This is a genomic window from Providencia rustigianii DSM 4541, assembly GCF_000156395.1.
GTDB lineage: Bacteria > Pseudomonadota > Gammaproteobacteria > Enterobacterales > Enterobacteriaceae > Providencia > Providencia rustigianii.
In genome coordinates this window covers 338182-360557 of the sequence record NZ_GG703818.1, presented here as the reverse complement: position 1 = coordinate 360557, position 22376 = coordinate 338182, and the positions used below count along the sequence as shown (strand labels likewise).

The 22376-nt window shown below is 42.0% G+C and carries 18 protein-coding genes; 8 read left to right on the top strand and 10 right to left on the bottom strand.

Annotated features, from left to right (window positions below):
• Positions 1-231: 231 nt before the first annotated feature.
• Genes PROVRUST_RS06715 through pilM form a run of 4 tightly spaced genes read right to left on the bottom strand, consistent with a single transcriptional unit; the run spans position 232 to position 3158 of the window.
• The gene (locus tag PROVRUST_RS06715) at positions 232-1272 is read right to left on the bottom strand and encodes a transporter (RefSeq protein ID WP_006813996.1); all 1041 of its coding nucleotides are present in this window, start codon (positions 1270-1272) and stop codon (positions 232-234) included.
• Positions 1259-1798, bottom strand: a complete 540-nt coding sequence (locus PROVRUST_RS06710; RefSeq protein ID WP_006813995.1) for a hypothetical protein — start codon at positions 1796-1798, stop codon at positions 1259-1261. Before PROVRUST_RS06710 ends, PROVRUST_RS06715 begins: the two co-directional genes overlap by 14 nt.
• Entirely contained in the window at positions 1791-2330 is a 540-nt protein-coding gene (locus tag PROVRUST_RS20515) for a PilN domain-containing protein (protein WP_006813994.1), read from the bottom strand. The genes PROVRUST_RS06710 and PROVRUST_RS20515 overlap by 8 nt, the downstream gene beginning before the upstream one ends.
• Positions 2331-3158 (bottom strand): pilus assembly protein PilM, encoded by an 828-nt coding sequence (gene pilM / locus PROVRUST_RS20510; protein ID WP_006813993.1) that lies wholly within the window; start codon positions 3156-3158, stop codon positions 2331-2333.
• A 116-nt stretch (positions 3159-3274) separates the two neighbouring features.
• Between pilM and mrcA the strand changes: the two genes are divergently transcribed.
• Positions 3275-5812 carry a peptidoglycan glycosyltransferase/peptidoglycan DD-transpeptidase MrcA gene (gene mrcA / locus PROVRUST_RS06695; RefSeq protein WP_039854678.1) on the top strand — a complete coding sequence of 846 codons (2538 nt, stop codon included), beginning with the start codon at positions 3275-3277 and terminating at the stop codon, positions 5810-5812.
• A gap of 98 nt (positions 5813-5910) precedes the next feature.
• Here the strand turns inward: mrcA and nudE are convergent, their stop codons facing one another.
• The gene (gene nudE / locus PROVRUST_RS06690) at positions 5911-6465 is read right to left on the bottom strand and encodes an ADP compounds hydrolase NudE (RefSeq protein ID WP_006813991.1); all 555 of its coding nucleotides are present in this window, start codon (positions 6463-6465) and stop codon (positions 5911-5913) included.
• Positions 6466-6764: 299 nt separating this feature from the next.
• On the opposite strand from nudE, the gene PROVRUST_RS06685 reads away from it, so the two are divergent.
• The 4 genes from PROVRUST_RS06685 (at position 6765) to pckA (ending at position 12066) form a co-directional block, all read left to right on the top strand.
• On the top strand, positions 6765-8864 hold the full coding sequence (locus tag PROVRUST_RS06685) for an IgaA/UmoB family intracellular growth attenuator (RefSeq protein WP_006813990.1): 2100 nt from the start codon (positions 6765-6767) through the stop codon (positions 8862-8864).
• Between the two features lie 67 nt (positions 8865-8931).
• Positions 8932-9342, top strand: a complete 411-nt coding sequence (hslR, locus tag PROVRUST_RS06680; protein WP_006813989.1) for a ribosome-associated heat shock protein Hsp15 — start codon at positions 8932-8934, stop codon at positions 9340-9342.
• A gap of 28 nt (positions 9343-9370) precedes the next feature.
• Positions 9371-10243, top strand: a complete 873-nt coding sequence (hslO, locus tag PROVRUST_RS06675) for an Hsp33 family molecular chaperone HslO (RefSeq protein ID WP_006813988.1) — start codon at positions 9371-9373, stop codon at positions 10241-10243.
• 203 nt (positions 10244-10446) lie between these two features.
• Positions 10447-12066, top strand: a complete 1620-nt coding sequence (gene pckA / locus PROVRUST_RS06670) for a phosphoenolpyruvate carboxykinase (ATP) (RefSeq protein WP_039854675.1) — start codon at positions 10447-10449, stop codon at positions 12064-12066.
• A 91-nt stretch (positions 12067-12157) separates the two neighbouring features.
• Here the strand turns inward: pckA and PROVRUST_RS06665 are convergent, their stop codons facing one another.
• A complete protein-coding gene (locus PROVRUST_RS06665; protein WP_039854673.1) occupies positions 12158-12856 on the bottom strand; it encodes a pirin family protein in 699 nt (232 codons plus the stop codon).
• Between the two features lie 449 nt (positions 12857-13305).
• Complete coding sequence (locus PROVRUST_RS06660; RefSeq protein ID WP_006813985.1) at positions 13306-14508, bottom strand: BaiN/RdsA family NAD(P)/FAD-dependent oxidoreductase; 1203 nt, start codon at positions 14506-14508, stop codon at positions 13306-13308.
• A gap of 376 nt (positions 14509-14884) precedes the next feature.
• On the opposite strand from PROVRUST_RS06660, the gene pitA reads away from it, so the two are divergent.
• Complete coding sequence (gene pitA, locus PROVRUST_RS06655) at positions 14885-16372, top strand: inorganic phosphate transporter PitA (protein WP_006813984.1); 1488 nt, start codon at positions 14885-14887, stop codon at positions 16370-16372.
• A gap of 127 nt (positions 16373-16499) precedes the next feature.
• Here pitA and uspB read toward each other — a convergent pair whose 3' ends face one another.
• Positions 16500-16835, bottom strand: coding sequence for a universal stress protein UspB (gene uspB, locus PROVRUST_RS06650; RefSeq protein WP_039854671.1), 336 nt, complete (start codon positions 16833-16835; stop codon positions 16500-16502).
• A gap of 417 nt (positions 16836-17252) precedes the next feature.
• Here uspB and uspA point away from each other — a divergent pair, with 417 nt between their 5' ends.
• Positions 17253-17687, top strand: coding sequence for a universal stress protein UspA (gene uspA / locus PROVRUST_RS06645; protein WP_006813982.1), 435 nt, complete (start codon positions 17253-17255; stop codon positions 17685-17687).
• Between the two features lie 266 nt (positions 17688-17953).
• Positions 17954-19288 carry an NADP-specific glutamate dehydrogenase gene (gene gdhA, locus PROVRUST_RS06640; RefSeq protein ID WP_006813981.1) on the top strand — a complete coding sequence of 445 codons (1335 nt, stop codon included), beginning with the start codon at positions 17954-17956 and terminating at the stop codon, positions 19286-19288.
• Positions 19289-19368: 80 nt separating this feature from the next.
• Here gdhA and rsmJ read toward each other — a convergent pair whose 3' ends face one another.
• Entirely contained in the window at positions 19369-20139 is a 771-nt protein-coding gene (gene rsmJ / locus PROVRUST_RS06635) for a 16S rRNA (guanine(1516)-N(2))-methyltransferase RsmJ (RefSeq protein ID WP_039854665.1), read from the bottom strand.
• Entirely contained in the window at positions 20132-22174 is a 2043-nt protein-coding gene (prlC, locus tag PROVRUST_RS06630; RefSeq protein ID WP_039854663.1) for an oligopeptidase A, read from the bottom strand. The genes rsmJ and prlC overlap by 8 nt, the downstream gene beginning before the upstream one ends.
• Between the last annotated feature and the right edge of the window lie 202 nt (positions 22175-22376).

Below are 22376 nucleotides of genomic sequence, written 5' to 3'. Positions count from 1 at the left end.
AGGGAAGCTGTTAATTCTAAAGCAAAAATATTGTTGCTATTTTATAAGCAGTTGACAGCTTGTTCTTTAATCTACCGATAGTTAGAACACTTAATGGATAACCTTGTATGCTAAAACGACCTCAGCGTCAAATTTATCCGGTAGGTTTATAGAATAAAAAATAATAATTTCATCGAACTTACGCATTTTAAACATTCAACTAATTGAATGTATGGATGTTATTTTTTTATGCTAAATATTGATAAGTTTTGGTGTAATAAAAACGATCAAAACGCGCCGATCAATATGTTGAAAGCTATTTGTAAATAAATTTCCTAATAAGGGTAGTTGAGATAGAAATGGAATACCAGCCTCCGTTTTTTCCTGTTTTTGTTGAAAAATGCCCCCAAGAATTAATGTGTCATTATTTTTTATCGTGACCGATGTAGCTATCTCTTGTTTATTAATGGATAAATGGTGATTTTGGCTGGTAGTGATGGCGGTATCGGGAGAGTTATGGCTAATTTTCAATACCATTTCCACCTTGTTATCCCGTGAAATCGTTGGTGTGACTTCCATACCAAGCACCGCGTCCTTAAATTGTACATGGCTTTTTTTATCTGTATTTGTGACATAGGGAATTTCAGTACCTTGCTGAATACTGGCAGGTTTTTGGTGAGAGGCAACCAGCCTCGGGCTAGCAATAATCGACAATAAATTTGCTTTTTCTAGGGCACTAAGCTTCATTTCTAATAGCCCATCCCCCAATTTTAAAATGTTCAATGCCACTTTCCCTGGTTCGGTGTTATAGCGGTTATATCGGCTATGGTGTGGGTTGGTTGCCATCTCTCCCAGCATTCCCCACTCTAATCCCAAGGCCTGTAATGCCGTACGGGTGCTACTCACAATATGGGCGGTAATTTGCACTTGCTGCTGAGGAATATCTTTTTGTTTTAGCCATTCGGTGATCAAGGCCATCCGTGGTTTACTCTCGGTGATGATTAGGCTATTGGTTGTTGTATCGAAGCTTGCTTGCCCCTTTTCGGATAATAGCTTCAGATCAGTTTGGATTATCTGCTGGTAAACCAATTGCGCATCCACCGAAATTAACGGAAATATTTTTTCACTTAATGGTTCTTCAACGGGAATAATTTTGGGCGTATGTTCTGCAAGTAATGGAATGTCTTCATCGGGCAGTAACGCTATAAACGGGTCTCTTCCTCTCTCGGCATAGCTCATCATGCAGAACAATAGAGGGAAAATCCCAATATAAAAAATGTTATGGTGACTCATGATTTTCCTCCTTGAAAAACGATACTGACAGCGTAGCCACTAACGCATTATTTTTTTGTGTTAATGAAACTTCAGATAAGCGCCAGTGGTTTAGTGAGGGGTGGATAATAAGAGACTGGATTAAATGGATAAGATTGTTAAATTCGCCTTGTATTTCTAATTGATAGCGTGAGTTTTCAACATCAATTGGCTGTAGTTGATTCAATATCACCCTTGAACGTGAAACAGCGTGTTGTAAATAAACAATAAAAGAGTGGGGATCCGATGGCGAATCTGTGGATGATATGTCCCCTTGTATTTGTTGTTCTAGCTGGTGCAATGATGGGTTTTGAGTGAAAAACTCGTGATATTGAAGATTATCGTTGTGTAGCTGTACATTGGCATCATTAAGGCCATTTTGTTGTTGGTTCTGTACTTGCCAATAGCCGTAATAACTGACAATAGAACCTAGAATAAGTAATAAAATAATCAGGATAGACTGTTGCCAAAGTGGGCAATACCAGAATCGATGAAAACTGTTATTCATCGGTTCCTCCTTCAAAATTGGCACTAACATGTAATTGGTTGAGCGCTTTTATTCGTCGAAGTTTAATTAGCTGAACATGGTCAATGTGAGGGTTATCCATAAGTTGAGAAGAGAGTTGATGAATATCTTGAAAATAATAACTATGGGCTTTTAGCTCCAAACGTTGCTCCCGTAGCTGGAAAGAAGAAAGCCAACTTTTTTCGGGTATTATGGATGTGAGCGAGGTTAATAAATTTAATAACGATTGGTTGTATTGAGCATCTAGATCAATTGTTTTTCGGCGATTCAATAGCTTTTCTAATTGCTGCTGTTTTTCATTAACTTGATGTTTTAGCTGCTGTAATTTTTGTCGTTGTTCTTGATGATGGGCATGACGAATTTTGGATTGTGCTATACCAAGAGTTTGCAAGATAGTCCAGTACCCCCCTAAACTCACAAAGAGAACGGTCATCATAAAAGCGAATATAAAAAATAGTCGCTTCTGCTTAAGGGTATTCTGTGTGCGCCACGGAAGAAAATTTACTTGGTACATTCAAATATCCTTATGACGAAGTGCTAATCCGGCTGCAATCACAAAATCCCCTAGTTGGCGAGGAAGTTTGATGGGATAGTGATGAAAAGCTTGCAGTAAATCCCATTGCGGAGGTGAATCAGGTTGTGAATGGTCACTAATGTAATAGATGGGTAATTTTAAATATTCGAGGTCATTAGTTAATAATGGAATTATTTGGGTGATGTCGGTCAATTGATTATCTTGAATATGGTTATAATTTGCAGGTTGGCTGATAGGGCCAGACCATAACCATTCGCCATTCCGGTAATGGATTAGCCAACTTTCATCGGGAAGATGGGCTTGTTTAGCGAGATAGCGAAGTGCAATCGGTGCGATATCTACAGCTGAGAGTGAATAGCCACTCTCCTTGAGTAAATGTTGCCAAAATAGGATATCGGATTGGCGAGCCGCATTGAAATAGACTTGTTGATTGATGATGCGATAATCCACCGAAAGGTCTTCCGCTTGCATCGGAAACCGTTTTTCGATTTGAGTTTGTAAATACCAGCCTAATTCTGGTTGTTGCAAATTCATTTGATTGGGTAGGCTAACTTGCTGCTTTAATGTTCTCATTGAAGGTAGTGCAATGGAAACTGAACAATTTTTCGGTAATTTCTGACGCCATTGCTTTAAAATATTCAGTAAAATTACGCGTTGTTCCTCAAGGACTAAATGATTTATTTCAGTGGGTAATTTTTGCTGCCAGCATTCACATAATGACCAGTATTTTCGGTGTTTTTTAGCAGCAACAAGTTGAATGTGATGCTGAGAAAGTTCAATTCCAATGTTCCATTTTGGTGAGTACATACATAATGTCCTTATCATTAACAATTAAATTACGTTTTCTATTGCGCTGTATAAGCTTTATACTATGCGGCTGTGATATCTAAACCCGCCTGTCAGTTGAGTATGGGAATTCTTCGGTGAAGTTCGTAAAATATTTTTTGATTCTTGTGGTTTGTTGCATTTTTTTGGGAACCGCTTCGATTTATGGCATGTATAAATATGTCGAGGGCGAGTTACCTGATGTCGCAACAATGAAAGACATCCGTCTGCAAACCCCAATGCAGGTATTCAGTGCAGATAATGAACTGATCGCCCAATATGGTGAGAAACGCCGTATTCCATTGCCACTAACTGACATTCCACCGATGTTAGTGCATGCCTTTATTGCGACTGAAGATAGCCGCTTTTATGACCATCATGGTATTGACCCGATTGGTATTTTCCGAGCGGTTACCGTTATGGCATCATCGGGGCATGCTTCTCAAGGGGCGAGTACAATCACCCAGCAATTAGCGAGAAACTTCTATTTAAGTCCTGAAAAGACATTGATGCGTAAAGCAAAAGAAGCTTTCCTTGCCATTCGCATAGAGCAGCTTTTCACCAAAGACGAAATTATGGAGCTATACCTGAATAAAATTTATTTAGGTAACCGAGCTTATGGTGTGGGTGCCGCGGCTTATGTGTATTTTGGTAAAACAGTCAATGAGTTGACCTTAAGTGAAATGGCGATGATTGCGGGGTTACCAAAAGCGCCATCGACGTTTAACCCGCTGTATTCTTATGAACGCGCGATTAACCGACGTAACGTTGTACTGATGCGAATGTTGGAAGAGAAATACATTACGCGCGATCAGTACGAACAAGCGAAGAGTGAAAAAATTGAAGCGTCATACCATGCACCGAAGGTTGATTTTTCTGCCCCATATTTAGCCGAAATGGCGCGCCAAACTATGTATGAAAAATATGGTGAAGACGCATATACCGACGGTTATAAAGTTTACACAACGGTGGTGCGTAAAGATCAATTGGCTGCAACTGAAGCGGTCCGCAATAACTTGATTGATTACGATATTCGTCATGGCTATCGTGGTCCTGCTGAAGTGCTATGGACAGCCAATGAAACCCCATGGACGCAAGAGCAGATTGTTGAAAAACTGAAAAAACTACCCACATATGGCCCATTGATCCCTGCGGTTGTCATTGCGGCAAATAGTAGCGATGCGAAAGTGATGTTAGCCGATGGTTCAGACATTCAAATCTCTATGGCTGGTGTTCGCTGGGCACGTAAATTTATCTCTGATACTCAACAGGGTGGAACACCAACTGCGGTGAATAAAGTGGTGCAGGTTGGAGAACAAATTTGGGTTCGTCAGGTAAAAGATAGCTGGTGGTTAGCACAAATTCCGGATGTTAATGCCGCATTTGTGGCATTGAATCCAAATGATGGGGCTGTGATAGCGTTAGTGGGCGGTTTTGATTTCAACATGAGTGAATTCAACCGCGTCACCCAATCTCTGCGCCAAGTCGGTTCGAACATTAAACCATTCTTGTACACCGCAGCGATGGATAAAGGCTTAACGCTAGCCTCATTATTGAATGATGTGCCGATTAGTCGCTGGGATGCAGGGGCTGGTTCAGATTGGCGTCCGAAAAATTCACCGCCACGGTATGATGGTCCCATTCGTTTACGCCAAGGTTTAGGGCAGTCGAAAAACGTGGTGATGGTGCGGGCTATGCGTGCAATGGGTGTGGATTACGCCGCAGATTATTTAACCCGTTTTGGTTTCCCAAAAGAAAATATTAACCGCACAGAAGCGTTGGCGTTAGGTGCTCCGTCGTTTACACCAATGCAGATGGTTCGTGGCTACGCGGTGATGGTTAATGGGGGATATTTAATAGACCCTTACTACATTTTAAAAATTGAAAATCATAATGATGAAGTGATTTTTGAGGCGGAACCAAAACTGGCCTGTCCGGAATGTACCGATATTCCAGTTATTTATGGGGATACGGAGCGTACTATTGCAATCAGGGATTCAGAAGATGATGCAACGGAAGAAGTGACACAATCTCACAGCAGCGTCGTTAATCAGGAACCAACAATGGACGTTCCAGCTGCGGCTGAGCAGGTTCGTTCAGAGGATAAGTATGCGCCTCATGTGATTAGTACTCCGTTATCTTTCTTAATTCGTGATGCGATGGTTACCAATATTTATGGTGAGCCAGGTTGGTCTGGTACGGGTTGGCGAGCTGGACGAGATTTAGCTGGGCGACGGGATATTGGCGGTAAAACAGGAACAACCAATAGCTCGAAGGATGCGTGGTTCTCCGGATATGGGCCTGATGTGGTTGCATCTGCTTGGATTGGCTTTGATGATAACAAACGTACTCTAGGCCGAACGGCTGCGGGTGGTGGTGAAGCCGGAGCTAAGAGCGCGCAGCCGATTTGGGATGATTTTATGAAAGTCATTCTTGACGGTGTTCCCGTTAAAACCATGAAGCCACCAAAAGGTATTATTTCAGTTTCCATCGATACGCGAACAGGTAAATTGTCATCAGGTGGGCCGTCACGAAGTGAATACTTTATTGAAGGTACTGAGCCGAAAGAACGTGCGGTACAAGAAGTTGGAACGATGATTTCAACAGATGGCGGATCAAGCCAAGAACTATTCTAATCTCGTTATTGTGATCTTTATTACACCCCATCGTTTCTTAACATGGGGTGTAATTATTTTAAAGCTACGTAAATGCCAGAGATGGATAATATTTTGTATTACCCCGCGTTATTTTTTAGATAACGCTCAACATAGAACAGCGCACTAATATTACGAGCTTCATTGAAATCAGGGTGATCGAGTAACTCCATCATTCGAGCTATCGGCCATTTAACTTGTTGTAATGGTTCGGGTTCATCGCCCTCTAGCTTTTCATTGAATAGGTCATTAGCAATGAGGATATTCATCTTACTAGAGAAATAAGATGGGGACATGGTGAGTTTTGCCAAAGGAATAATTTGGCGGGCACCATAGCCAATTTCTTCTTTGAGTTCGCGCTGGGCAGCATCAAGAGGCTCTTCTCCAGGGTCAACAGCTCCTTTGGGGAAACCCAGCTCATAATTTTCAATACCAACGGCATATTCACGAATCAAGATTAGGTGGTCATCGATGATCGGAACAATGAGAACCGCTTCGCGTTTTGCTGGACGCATTCTTTCATAAACGCGTTTTTCACCGTTGCTGAATTCGAGATCAACAGATTGGATGCTGAATAATTTGGACTGTGCGATATCTTGAATATTCAGGATTTTTGGTTTTTTGAGTTCCGTCATAACGATTTCCGAACCAGATGATTGAATCTATGGATAAAAGCATTTTTTCGATGAGAAAGATGGCCTTTACCTTGTCCTTAACTATGACGCATATCAAAAAAAAATGATAGAGATTATAAGGCAGAGAAAATACTGCTAGTATAATTACCTAGAAAAAGAGTATCGCAGAATGAGTAAAAAATTATATTTACAAGGTATTGTAAAGTAGAACAAAACTGAAAATAGAATAGGAATTGGCTGATATAGGGATTCACATTGAATTGCTATGCTTGCTGGTAGACAGTTCCATTGGGATAAACATGCTAAACACTATCATTATACTGGCTCTGATTGTAGCTAGCCTAATTATAATGGTTCTCTTCCTATTCTTCAGGCGGGGACGGCGTTCTAGCGTCTATCAAATACCCTCGTTAGCCGCTCCTTCATTTAAAAAAATGATTGAATCAGACTACCAAATCCTATCGCAGTATCTCAATCATAACGCTTCAAAAAATATTCACGTACCGTCACAACCTGCTTGGCAAATTAAACGAAATTCGATTGTTGCAACGATTTGCAATGCCGTCACTCGGTTTAATCTTCGGCAAGAACAAGGAAATAGCTGGCGCTATTTTATTGATACGGTTGAAGTGCAATTGCCTGAACAACTCGAACCCTTTTTGCAGCGGCAAAACGTGATGGAAATCATTGATACTGACCATCTACCGCTCATTGTGGCATTGAATAGCCACTCCCTGAAAGAGTTTAGTCATGAGTGGTCTGCGTCCTCTTCTGTGGAGTCTGTGTTACCAGAAGCCGCTATCCAAGAAGGCGAGCAAAACACGATTCAATTATTAAAAGTACGCAAAGAGAGTAAAGAAGAGCATCGGCTACACAATTCATCGGGATGGCTAGGAGCCATAGTGGTGAGTCTAAGCTTCTTTTTAGGCTACCTCACGATGATTTCTATCCCGGTTTTACAAGGATGGGGACTGACTTTTGCGATAATCGTCTTTTGTATTGGCGTATTTTTACTGTTTCGGTTACGAATTCTTCCCAAGCCTTATCAAGATGTACAGTGCATTTATGGGCAACCCAAACGCTGGGAGCTCTATGGTGAGTTAGATAAAAAGTACTCATCGACAGTCTCTATTGGAGGGGTAGATCTTCACTATCCTTCTTATTGGACTCCTTATCTAAAATATGAATTAAATCAAGCAACTAATATTGATCTCTATTCTTCGGGGGAGGTAGTGAAATATGGTCGCTGTCTCTCCATTCATGAAGAAGAGCGTTATTACCCTTACAAGCGATTTAAAAAGAACATATTGATGTTCTCTAGTGCCTTACTTTTTTTGGTACTTACGATGACTTATCAACCCATTAGTTTGCCAATTAAACTTGGCATTGCATGGCTAGAGGGTACTCACAAAGTTGTTGTTACAGACCCAATGGAATTGAGCATAAAAAAAATTAAGGTTGGGGATACGCTGTTAGCAAAAGGGGTGGGTATGTGTTATCGCCCCCCAAATTTGAATGATGAAAATCAGGCACTTTTTGTGCCTTTTGACTGCTCCGGAATGTATTGGAACAACATCAATTTGGTGACTGAGCCACAGTCTGAAACGGTAAATCATGCCATTGATTTACTTAATAGTGTTAAAAATCAGCTTCACCCTGATAAAGATGCCCCAGGAATTAACCCCAGATTACAACGAGAAATTATGAAGTCAGGGATGAATATTATCTTTGATTTTTCGGAAATAATATTAAAAACCAATGCATTATGTGGTGGATCAGAGAGTTGCGTTAAACTCAAAAATGCGTTATCTAACCTCGGTGGTAGTGCGGATGATTGGTCTACTCTAGTGAAAAAAGCATCATCAGGAAAATTAAGCGGGGCACACGTTTTATTACGTGCAGGAAGTGCTGAGGCCTTGGAAAAGTTAGTTGAAGACACCACATATGATTTCATCAGGAAAGAAATTGAAAAAGAAATTCGTAAACTCAATAGCCCCCCTCCAGGCGGCGTGTTGTTGATTAGCGATGAAAATCATCCATTAGTTGATTTGATTCCAATAAATTCCTTCAATGAAATGACGCAGTTACAGCGTTGGTATGAACTTCAACGCTTAGCGAGTATTTTGAATAACACACCGTTTGACGTGCAAGGTGTCGTGACGAATTTATCGGTTGATGCAAATGGAACGCTGTATATTTCGCTCCACGAGGCATTAAATGAAGATGCGTTACCGCTCTTTGTTTGTCGGGCTATGTTTATTCTTTTTCTGGCAATATGTGTTGTAATCAATGGTTCATTAATAATTATACGAGTTTTGAATAACAAAAGGCGTTTACGTAAAATCACTGAATATTACGATAAATGCTATGAGGTCGATAATCCTTCCGCGCCTAGATAGTATTATCCTTCCGATATAATGGAAGCCTCATTTTGGTTTTAATTCAAACTGATATTGAGGAGGCATCATGAAACAATCATCTGTAGAACCCGTTCGCCTCGATAAATGGTTATGGGTTGCACGTTTTTATAAAACACGTTCAACGGCCCGTGAGATGATAGATGGCGGGAAGGTTCACTATAATGGACAGAGAACTAAGCCCGGGAAAATTGTTGAGATAGGCGCCTTGATCAAACTACGGCAAGGAAATGATGAGCGTATCATTGAGGTGCTTGAGATCAGCAATCAGCGTAAAGGCGCTCCGGAAGCTCAATTACTGTATCGTGAAACAGCTGAAAGCATCGAACAACGTGAAAAAATGGCGATAGCACGCAAAATGAATGCGTTAACTATGCCCCATCCAGACCGACGTCCTGATAAAAAAGAGCGTCGAACTCTGCTAAAATTTAAACAAACTAATTCCAATGAATCGTCTTAATAGACGGTCTGAGTAATAGAGAGAAATTATGGCTAAACAAGACCAACTTCATCGTTTTCTATTTGAACAGCATGCTGTGCGTGGGGAAATGATTACTGTCGATGAGACTTTTCATCATATTTTACAAAATCATGATTATCCAGAAGCGGTAAAAGGTCTGCTGGGTGAGTTACTGGTTGCGACCAGTTTACTGACTGCAACATTGAAATTTGATGGTGATATTACCGTTCAAATTCAAGGTGATGGCCCCGTAAAATTAGCGGTTATTAATGGTAATAACTTACAGCAAATGCGTGGTGTTGCACGCGTTGATGGTCCGGTAGTCGCGGGTAGCACTTTAAAACAGATGATCGGTAATGGTTTTATTGTCATCACTATCACGCCAAAACAAGGCGAGCGCTACCAAGGTATTGTGGCTATTGAAGGCAACAGTATTGAAGAAAGCATAGATGCTTATTTCCGTCAGTCTGAGCAACTACCAACTCGCTTATTTATTCGTGTTGGTGAGTTAGATGGCAAAGGTATCGCGGGTGGTATGTTGCTGCAAGTTCTGCCAGCAGCGGAAAATTCTAGCCATGAATTTTTTGATCATCTAGTACAACTGACAGCCACGATTAAAGGCAAAGAGCTTAGCGAGTTAGATATCAAAGAAGTGCTACATCGTTTATATCACGAAGAAGATGTGACGCTGTATGACCCTCAATCTGTTGAGTTTCGTTGCACATGTTCTCGGGAACGTTGTGAAGCTTCATTGATTACACTTTCCAACGAAGATGTTATGGAAATTTTACACAAAGATGGAAAAATTGATATGGAGTGTGAATTCTGTGGCACACACTACGTATTTATTGAATCCGATATTGAAGGGTTAAATAATGAGCGTAATCAGCAACTTCACTGATACGATTTAGCAACCTATTTATGTGACGAGGGTGCAATTCTGCACCCTTTTTTGACAAATTTAAAGGATTATAACGTGCTCTAAGTCTCATTATGAATTAAAAAAAATTATGCTTTTTCAATTCTTTGATAGCTATCGCTGTTAATTAGTCGTAAAGATTTATGATCGTCGGCAGAATAGCTATGTTTACCAGGAGCAATATAATGAGCGCTAAAAGCATTACCCTGAAGGATCTCGAAAAGTACGGCATTCATGACGTCGCAGAAGTTGTTTATAACCCTAGTTATGAACTGTTATTTCAGGAAGAAACCAAGCCAGGTCTAGAAGGTTATGAACGCGGTACAGTAACGACTTTAGGTGCTGTTGCTGTTGATACCGGTATTTTTACGGGTCGTTCTCCAAAAGATAAATATATCGTTCGCGATGATATAACTCGTGATACCGTTTGGTGGGCAGACCAAGGTAAAGGTAAAAACGATAACAAACCTATGAGCCAAGAGGTTTGGAGCAGCCTGAAGCACTTAGTGACCGAGCAGCTCTCTGGCAAACGTCTGTTTGTTGTCGATGCATTCTGTGGTGCTAACGCAGATACGCGTCTGAAAGTCCGTTTTATTACGGAAGTTGCATGGCAAGCTCACTTCGTTAAAAACATGTTCATTCGTCCTTCTGAAGAAGAATTAGTCGGTTTTGAGCCTGACTTTATCGTGATGAATGGCGCAAAATGCACTAACCCGAATTGGAAAGAGCAAGGTCTGAATTCAGAAAACTTTGTTGCATTCAACTTGACTGAGCGTATGCAGTTAATCGGTGGCTCATGGTACGGCGGCGAGATGAAGAAAGGGATGTTCTCTATGATGAACTACCTGCTGCCATTAAAAGGCATTGCATCAATGCACTGTTCCGCTAACGTAGGTGAAGATGGCGACGTTGCTATTTTCTTCGGCTTATCGGGTACAGGTAAGACAACACTGTCTACCGATCCAAAACGTAAGTTAATTGGTGATGATGAGCACGGTTGGGACGACGACGGTGTATTCAACTTTGAAGGCGGTTGCTACGCGAAAACAATCAACCTGTCTAAAGAAGCTGAGCCAGATATCTATGGTGCTATCAAGCGCGATGCATTACTGGAAAACGTCATGGTATTGGCGGATGGCTCTGTTGATTTCAATGATGGTTCAAAAACTGAAAATACGCGTGTTTCTTACCCAATTTATCACATCGAAAATATCGTTAAGCCTGTTTCTAAAGCGGGGCACGCGACTAAAGTTATCTTCCTGACGGCAGATGCATTCGGTGTGTTACCACCAGTTTCTCGCTTAACGCCAGAACAAACTCAGTATCACTTCTTGTCAGGTTTCACGGCGAAATTAGCAGGTACTGAACGTGGTGTGACGGAACCAACACCAACATTCTCTGCATGTTTCGGTGCTGCCTTCCTATCTCTACACCCAACGCAATATGCGGAAGTGTTAGTGAAGCGAATGGAAGCTGCTGGTGCGAAAGCTTATTTAGTTAACACAGGCTGGAACGGTACTGGTAAACGTATTTCTATCAAAGATACACGCGCAATTATTGACGCTATCTTAAGTGGAGATATTGAGAAAGCGGATATGATTAAGTTGCCAGTTTTTGATTTAGAAGTCCCAACTGCATTACCGGGTGTGGATACGAATATCCTTGACCCACGTAATACTTACGCGGACAAATCACAATGGGATGAGAAATCAAAAGATTTAGCTGACCGCTTTACGAAGAACTTCGATAAATACACAGATACTCCAGCGGGAGCTGCACTGGTTAAAGCCGGTCCAAAATTGTAATCGCATCGAAATTCCGTGATAAAAATAAGGCGCTACCGAGATAGCGCCTTTTTTGCCTTAAAAATAAGTGAGTACTTATTCACATCTGTATTTATTCCATTGCTGGCAAGTCAAATAACAGAATTTCACTGTCATCATCAGCATGGATAGTCAGCTGACTTTCTTGCCAAACAGCTAAACCATCGCTGGTCGTTGCTTTTTGACCATTAACTTCAATGCTACCTTTCACGACTTGTATCCAGACGACGCGTTTATCGGCAATCTCATAAGTATCGTGTTCTTTGGCCGACAATGCCCAGCGCCATAAGGTCATATCTTGGTGGACTTTTAGCGACCCTTCACGGGCATCTGGGGACAGTACAAGCTGCCTACCATTCTTAGAGTCAAAACGTTTTTGTTCATAGCGTGGCTCGATACCATTGGCATTTGGCATAATCCAAATCTGGTATAAACGCAGCGCTTTTTCATTATCCGGGTTGTATTCAGAGTGACGAATACCGGTGCCCGCGCTCATGATTTGGAATTCTCCCGCAGGGATTTGTTCCATATTGCCCATGCTATCTTTATGTTCAACTGCGCCATCAAGGACATAAGTCAATATTTCCATATCCTTGTGTGGGTGAGTACCGAAACCTTGTCCAGCGGCAATATAGTCCTCATTGATGACCCTCAATGCAGAGAATCCCATAAATTTTTCATCGTAATAGCTAGCAAATGAAAAAGAATGCCAACTGTCGAGCCAGCCATGGTTGGCGTGCCCACGTTGATTTGCTTGGCGTAAATAGATCATAGAGTCATCTCCTAAAAGCGTATATCCAACTTTCATTGGGCTTTTTCTAAACTTGTTGATGATAGTTTAGCCAAATTAACGCCAGAGAGAAGTAGGGGAAATTAATCATAGGATCCAAAAAATTTGAATAAGATTTCGGTCGCTAATAAGAAAATTTTGTATCAAGAAATAGAGATATATGACGAGGAGATAAAAAAATAGCCAGCATGTAAGCTGGCTAAAGTAAACACTGGAAGCAATGTGAGCAATGTCGTACCTCCAACAAGATGCTGACTAAGTTAAGCACCCTGCGGAAGATGTGATAATGATAATAGTTATCACTATCGTTTGTAAAGGGTTATTTTTAACCAATTTGATATTTATGAGAACCTAATTCTCAACTGTATGATTTGTATGTAATTAAATAATATCCATTATTTTTCAATGGATTAAATAAAATTATCAAATAGTTAGCTATTTTGAGATGCTGGTAAACTTTCAGCACAAGCAGAGGCGGAACTCCATGCCCATTGGAAGTTATACCCACCAAGCCAGCCAGTGACATCCATCACTTCCCCTATAAAATACAGGCCTGGAGCTTTAAGCGATTCCATGGTTTTAGAGGAAATTTCATGGGTATCGACTCCGCCTAAAGTCACTTCAGCAGTGCGATATCCTTCGGTTCCATTAGGTTGAACTTGCCAGTAATGGAGTAGGTTATCTAATGCCTCAATCTGCGGATGGTTGAGTTGTTTGAGTGGGCAATCGGGGAGTTGCCCTAGTTGTTGAAGAACATCAAGCAAGCGTTTCGGTAGCAATGTCGCTAAGGTATTTTTCAATGATTGATTCGGACGGTGTTGCTTTTCATTGGTCAGGAATTCCCTCACAGAAGTTTCTGGAAGTAAGTTAATACTCACATACTCCCCCGGTTGCCAGTAATTCGAAATCTGTAAAATGGCAGGGCCAGATAAGCCTCTATGGGTAAACAAAATATTTTCTTTAAACACCACGCCGCAGGCTGAGGTGACGGTAGCTGGGACGGAAACCCCTGACAGTACCTGTAGAGTCTCCAATAGGGGCTTATGAAGCGTGAACGGTACCAAGGCGGCTCGGGTTGGCACGATAGTGTGTCCAAACTGCTCTGCGAGACGATAACCAAATGGCGTTGCTCCTAGCCCCGGCATAGAGAGCCCTCCGGTAGCTACAACAAGTGAGCGAGCACTTACTTGAGAGCCATTAACGGTGACGATATATTCGTTATTTATTTTTTCTACGTGGGTAATTTCACTGCGTAGTTTGATGCTAACATTGGGTAAATTACATTCATTTTGCAGCATATCGACGATATCTTGCGCACTATTATCACAAAATAACTGTCCGAGTGTTTTTTCGTGATAAGGAATCTGATATTTGCTTACGAGAGAAATAAAATCCCATTGGGTATAACGTGCAAGGGCTGATTTACAAAAGTGAGGGTTAGTCGAAAGGTAGTTACTGTGATCGGCGTACATATTAGTGAAGTTACAGCGACCACCACCTGACATAAGAATTTTTCGACCTAATTTTTTGCCGTTATCCAGTACCAAGGTATTTAAACCACGCTTACCCGCGAGTGAAGCACAAAATAGTCCAGCGGCACCAGCCCCTAAAATAATAACGTCGATATTTCTCACGATTAAAATTCTCTATATACTTGATTTTTAATATATTTGATATTACTGATGGGGGTATTTTACGCTATTAGATAGCGGTTGTAATGCAATGGATTAGAGAAGAATTGATGAAAAGTATATCAGACGTATTATAATTAGGGAAAACTGCGAAAAAAGACTATTTTGCCTTCGATAATCTGAAATTATCCTAAAAAAGTTTCAAAAATTCAGAATAACTTTGATTTGGGTAACGTTATGATATTTAAGGGGTAATGTCTAATTGGTGTTTTTTTGATGGGTAGTTAAATCAAAAAAAGGTCAGATTTCGCTTCCACCGCTAGCGTTTGTCAATGATAATGCGCCGCGTTCATGTCCAACCTATAATGGCTTAACGTCTATGCTACATCTTTTTACAGGTTTAGAATTTTACACGGGTCTATTATTAGTTCTAGCACTGTTATTTGTGCTGGTCTATGAGGCTATAAATGGTTTCCATGATACCGCAAATGCGGTCGCGACGGTTATTTATACCCGAGCAATGCGAGCTCAGTTCGCAGTTGTCATGGCGGGAGTTTTTAACTTTTTCGGCGTCTTGCTGGGAGGGTTGAGCGTTGCGTACGCCATTGTTCACCTCTTACCAACAGACCTTCTACTCAATGTGAGCTCTGCTCACGGCCTTGCAATGGTCTTTTCATTGCTATTGGCTGCTATCATCTGGAACCTTGGAACCTGGTATCTCGGAATTCCTGCATCAAGTTCTCACACCCTGATCGGGGCAATCATTGGTGTTGGTTTAACCAACGCATTGGTGACTGATTCATCCGTGGTTGATGCATTAAACATACCGAAGATGATCAGTATTTTCATGTCGTTAATTCTTTCACCCGCTATCGGATTTGTGATTGCAGGGCTGATGATTTTTGTTTTGCGCCGTTATTGGAGCGGAACTAAAAAGCGTCGCCGAATTCACTTAACACCAGCAGAACGTGAGAAAAATGATGGTAAGCGTAAGCCGCCATTCTGGACGCGTACTGCGTTGATCCTATCTGCAGTCGGTGTGAGTTTTTCTCACGGTGCGAACGATGGGCAGAAAGGTATCGGTCTTATCATGCTGGTTCTGATTGGTGTTGCACCAGCTGGCTTCGTCGTCAATATGAATTCTAACGGTTACGATATCGCAAGAACTCATGACGCTGTTGTTCATCTGCAACAATACTATGAGACACATAAACCAGCATTAAACCACGCGATTGAAAATACCCCAGCGTTAGCAGAAAACAAACCTGAAGAGGGTGAGTTTCACTGCGACAGTTCACGTACGCCAGTCATCTTAGATCAAGCTCAGAAAATGCTGAGCGGGATTCAAAGCTATGATGAGCTGACACCAGAACAACGTAACCAAGCTCGCCGCCTGCTAATGTGTATCTCTGATACTGCAAATGCAGTTGCCAAGTTGCCAGAAACTAGCGCGAAAGATGCTAGCTTACTGAAGAAACTAAGCAATGACCTGCTGTATACCGTTGAGTATGCACCGCTGTGGATCATCATTGCCGTCGCACTGGCATTGGCACTGGGAACGATGTTTGGTTGGCAGCGTGTGGCTGTGACTATCGGTGAGAAAATTGGTAAAAAAGGAATGACTTACGCTCAAGGGGTTTCTGCACAGGTGACTGCGGCAGTTTCTATCGGGGTAGCAAGTTATACGGGTATGCCAGTTTCAACGACTCAGGTTCTCTCCTCTGCGGTTGCAGGTACCATGGTAGTTGATGGTGGTGGTGTTCAGAGTAAAACTATCAAGAGCATCGCTCTAGCATGGTTACTAACGCTGCCAGTTTCAATTTGTCTATCAGGTGCTTTATATTGGATCGCACTGAAGATTATTTAATGGTCTTCCGTAGAGCTCGAAAATAACATTTGGGCTCTATGCAAAATAGAAACATTCTAAAATAGTGATTATCGGTTTCGGTCATCACTATTTTTTTATATTGAATGGGTTACACGATAAATTACAACTAATTGACTATCAGAAGGTAAATCAGGCTCACAACGACCAAAATACTCAATCGACTGATGAGCATAAATTGTTTACGGATCCGTTCACAACGAAAAATGACGTCGGGATCGTAGTGTTCAAGATACTGCTTGCTATTGATATAGCGAACTAAGCGAAGTTGTTTATTAAGTTGACCATGAGTGGTAAAAAAGCCATTACCATCAACGGATTGATAGAGTAAAGGATCGGAATCCCTCAATATAGACAATAAAACACGAATAGAAGAAAAATAGCGCATCATATTTAAAATGCACAGAATGCAGAGTGCCCAAAATAATGCAACCATACTGAACATAATCCCCTCCTTAGAACGAACTGATCAAACCGCCGTTGTCACTAAAGGAAACAAAGCCAAAATATTGCACTTACTCGATTAATTTTTATTGTAGGATAGTTTTTTGCTTAAAAAAAGTGCAATTGACTCAAAATTTTCATTCTAGGGATGGATATTTATCGACTTTCAATTTAGGGATGGTTAATTACACTTAGATATATCACGGAAGCTCGAATTTTGGGTGGATGTATATTAAAATTGAATGAATGATGTTATTGTTTTATCAAATGTTATGTCTATTTATCGTTAAAAATTTAATCTGCTAGATGTGATCACGACGACACTTACTCATCACTATTTGCAGGTATAGTATATTCATAAGATATTGGTGAATGTCGTTAACCACCAGTTAAATCAGCATTTGGAAGGAGTTTACTTATGGCTTATAAACATATTCTTGTTGCGGTAGATTTGTCACCTGAAAGTAAAGTATTACTGGATAAGGCTGTTTCAATGGCTAAACCGTACGGAGCCAAAGTATCCATGATCCATGTTGATGTAAACTACTCGGATCTTTATACCGGTCTTATCGATGTGAATCTGGGTGACATGCAGCAACGTATCACTGATGAAACCCGTAACTCACTGAAAGATCTCTCTGCTGGTGCAGGTTATGAGATCCAAGAAACCCTCAGTGGTAGCGGCGATTTAGGTCAAGTGTTAGTGGATGCTATCAAAAAATACGATATGGATTTAGTTGTCTGTGGACATCACCAAGATTTCTGGAGCAAGTTAATGTCCTCTGCTCGCCAGTTAATTAATACCGTTCATGTGGATATGCTGATTGTTCCATTGAATGACGAAGAAGAATAATCTGTAATCTCTAACTTGATAATTATTCACTAAAAACGCCTGCTTATGCAGGCGTTTTTTTTACGCCAAATTACTCGGTGAAAGGGAATGATTGGCAGGTCAAGAAATTTTTTTTGCAAATGAGTAAAAAAAAACCTTGAATTAAGAATACAAACTAGTGATATATTCAATAGGCAAACACAAATCGACCTCACATTTCGCAAAAAAAAAGATAAGAAATAGTGAGGCTCCTCACAACAATATCCACATAAAAAAGGAAGTCAAAGATGGCTCAAACACTATCTTCGTTCTTGGAGTCTGTCCAAAAAAGAGACCCTTCACAACCTGAATTCCTACAAGCAGTGCGTGAAGTATTCACCTCCCTGTGGCCTTTTATCGAACAAAATGAAAAATATCGTGATCAAGCTTTGCTGGAACGCTTTGTTGAACCAGAAAGAGTGATCCAATTTCGCGTTTGTTGGGTTGATGACCACGGTAAAGTACAAGTAAACCGTGCATGGCGTGTCCAATTCAGTTCTGCCATTGGTCCGTTTAAAGGCGGAATGCGTTTCCATCCATCGGTTAACTTATCCATTCTGAAGTTTTTAGGCTTTGAACAAACCCTGAAAAATGCACTGACAACCCTGCCTATGGGCGGCGGAAAAGGTGGCTCTGACTTCGACCCTAAAGGTAAAAGTCACGGTGAAGTTATGCGTTTCTGCCAAGCTCTGATGACTGAGCTTTATCGTCATTTAGGCGCAGATACTGATGTTCCCGCTGGTGATATCGGGGTTGGTGGACGTGAAGTTGGCTTTATGACAGGGATGATGAAAAAGCTGTCTAACAATACGGCGTGTGTATTTACCGGTAAAGGTTTGTCTTTCGGTGGTAGTTTAATTCGTCCAGAAGCAACCGGTTACGGGTTAGTTTACTTCACTGATGCCATGCTAAAACGTCACGGATTAGGCTTTGAAGGCATGCGTGTTGCTGTTTCAGGTTCAGGTAACGTTGCTCAATACACGATTGAAAAATGTCTGGAACTGGGTGCGAAAGTGGTTACTGCATCAGATTCTAGCGGTACAGTTGTCGATGAAGATGGCTTTACACTCGAAAAATTAGCGCGCTTAGAAGAGATCAAAAATAATTATGGTCGAGTTGAAGAGTACGCGAAAGAGTTTGGGCTGACTTACTTAGCGGGCAAACAGCCTTGGTGTGTACCTGTGGATATCGCACTACCATGTGCAACGCAGAATGAGCTGGATGTCGAAGCCGCTAAAGTATTGATCCAAAATGGCGTGAAAGCGGTTGCGGAAGGCGCGAACATGCCAACAACAATTCCTGCAACTGACCTATTCCTTGAAGCGGGTGTTCTGTTTGCACCAGGTAAAGCTGCTAATGCTGGTGGTGTGGCAACATCAGGTCTGGAAATGGCTCAAAACGCAGCGCGCTTAAGCTGGAAAGCTGAAAAAGTGGATACTCGTCTGCACCATATCATGTTGGATATTCACCACCATTGTGTTGAGTTTGGTGGCGAAGGTAAACAAACCAACTATGTACAAGGTGCGAACATCGCGGGCTTCGTCAAAGTCGCTGACGCTATGTTTGCACAAGGTGTTGTGTAATAGTTAACTGAAAACGTACGCGAAAGGGCGGTAGTACAAGTTTATTGCCAATTGTACAAAACGCCCTTCGCCGTTACGTTTTAATCACTGTTTTTAATGCATGGATAAATATCGAATCGATGGCTTTTAGTCGTAACCGCGGAAGGTGCTTTTTGTCCCGCTAGAGGTTCCGCATAATCAGGGCGTTTAACCACAACACGGCGTTTTGCCAACGCGATTGCAGGAGCGAGTAAAGAATCTGCATCATCATCGGCACCCACTAATGACTGAAATACCCGCATTTCCTTTTTCACTAACGCGCTCTTCTGCCGATGTGGATACATTGGATCGAGATAAATCACGTCTGGCGCATCTGTAATTTCTGCTAATGCATGGAGACTCGACGCGTGGATCAGTGACATACGTGCTTGTAGCCATTGACCAATTTCAAGATCCTGATAGCCGCGTTGCAAGCCATCATCCAGCAGTGCCGCGACGACAGGATGACGTTCTAGCATGCGGACTTTACAGCCCAGCGCTGCCAGCACAAACGCATCGCGCCCTAAACCCGCTGTAGCATCAATCACATCCGGTAAATAGTCTTTTTTGATCCCAACCGCTTTGGCAACGGCTTCACCTCTACCGCCGCCAAATTTGCGCCGATGTGCCATTGCCCCTGAAACAAAATCCACAAAAATGCCACCTAATTTAGGTTCATCCATTTTACGTAATTGTAGATTTTCAGGCGTTAAGACCAGCGCCATTAGCGCATCTGGAGTATGGACTAACTGCCATTTTTCAGCGAGTTGGGATAGGGTGCCGGCATCGGCACCCTCTTCACAGATTAATTGAATTGCAATGTGATCAGCCATGAATGCCATAGCTCTTCAACATCGCATCCAATTCTGGTTTACGGCCACGGAAACGCTCGAACAGCGCCATTGGTTCTTCTGAACCGCCACGACTTAAAATATTATCGAGGAATGATTGACCCGTTTCACGGTTGAAAATACCTTCTTCGGAGAAACGCGAGAATGCATCAGCTGCCAAAACATCCGCCCATAAATAGCTGTAATAACCCGCAGCGTAGCCACCAGCAAAAATATGGCTAAATGCATGAGGGAATCGGCTCCATTCAGGGGATGGTACAACCGCAACTTTCTCTTTAATAGCGTACAGGGTTGGCATGACGCGTGCGCCTTTCGCTGGGTCATATTCTGCATGTAACGTGAAGTCAAACAGACCGAACTCTAGTTGGCGTAGGACAAACATTGCTGATTGGTAGTTTTTTGCCGCTAGCATGCTGTTCAGCATTTCGGTTGGCAGTGGTTCGCCTGTTTCATAATGACCGGAGATAAATTCCAGCGCTTCAGGTTCCCAGCACCAGTTTTCCATAAATTGGCTTGGCAGCTCAACGGCATCCCATGGAACACCGTTAATGCCAGCAACATCAGCAACATCAATTTGGGTCAGCATATGGTGCAGACCATGGCCAAACTCATGGAACAGCGTAATGACTTCATCGTGAGTAAACAGTGCAGGCTTATCACCAAGAGGCTTGTTGAAGTTACAAGTCAAATAGGCGACAGGATTCTGTAGGGTGCCATCCTTATGCACCATGCGGCCAACACAGTCATCCATCCACGCGCCACCACGTTTATTCTCACGGGCATATAAATCGAGGTAGAAGCTACCACGTAGTGTGTCGGTATCATCATATAATTCAAAGAAACGCACATCACCATGCCAAGTTTCAACATCATGACGTTCTTTGGCGGTTAAACCATAGATACGGTGAACCACTTCAAACAGCCCATTTAATACGCGCTGTTCCGGGAAATAAGGGCGTAGTTCTTCATCATTTAATGAGAATTTATGCTGTTTTTGTTTTTCGCTGTAGTAGGCGAGATCCCAAGATTCGAGGGTATCGACACCATAATGCTCTTTAGCAAAGGCGGTTAAATCTGCTAATTCGTCTTTACCTTGTTGATGCGCACGATCGGCTAACCCATTCAGGAAGCTTAATACTTGCTCTGGGGATTCAGCCATTTTGGTAGCGAGAGATTTTTCTGCGAAGTTTTTGAAACCGAGTAATTGCGCCAGTTCGTGGCGCAGTGCCATTAACTCTTCAATCAGTTCGCTGTTATCCCATTTACCTGCATTTGGCCCTTGGTCAGATGCACGGGTACTGTAGGCTAGGCTCATTTCGCGGCGCAATTCTGCGTTATCCGCGTAAGTCATCACAGGCAGGTAGCTTGGCATATCCAGTGTGAGTAAATACCCTTCTTCACCTTTGGACTCAGCCATGGCTTTGGCCGCTGCAATAGCACTTTCTGGCATTCCAGCTAGCTCGCTTTCATCTTTGATAAGCTTGCTCCAACCCATGGTCGCATCAAGCACGTTGTTACTGAACTTAGAGGCGATTTCTGACAAGCGTGCTACGATCTCGCCGTAACGTTGCTGTTTTTCAACGGGCAGGCCGATGCCGGATAATTCAAAATCACGCAGGGTATTTTCAATTGATTTTTGTTGTGCTCGGGTTAGCTTATTAAATTCATCGCCTTCTTTAAGGGATTTATAAGCTTGATACAGTGGCTCATGTTGCCCCATCCAAGTGCTGAACTCAGACAGTAAAGGAAGACATTGTTCATAAGCTTCCCGCAGTTCTGGGCTATTTTTGACAGAATGCAGGTGACTAACGGGAGACCAAACGCGGGACAGTTTATCGCTCGCTTCTTCTAATGGTTGGCACAGGTTATCCCAAGTGTATTGGTCATTGGCAGCCAGTAGGTTTTCAACAGTTTGGCGATATTCGCCTAAAACGTGTTGTACGGCTGGAAAAATATGCGCAGGTTCAATGCTTGAAAAACGTGGTAGTGCAGAATCGGTCAATAATGAATTTGTCATAAAAAACATCCTTGATGCAGGCTTGCGCTCGAAGGCCAAGGCTTACTGTGCTGACAATAAAAGTAGGTGGAATGATTCGTTAAATAAATCAGTGCACCGTTATGAATATAAGCAAGTATATGGGGGCAGATATGCAAAGCTCAATATCACAATTGTGCTTTTTGTTATTGCGGTTTAACAAATTGTGGCACGGGTTATTGGT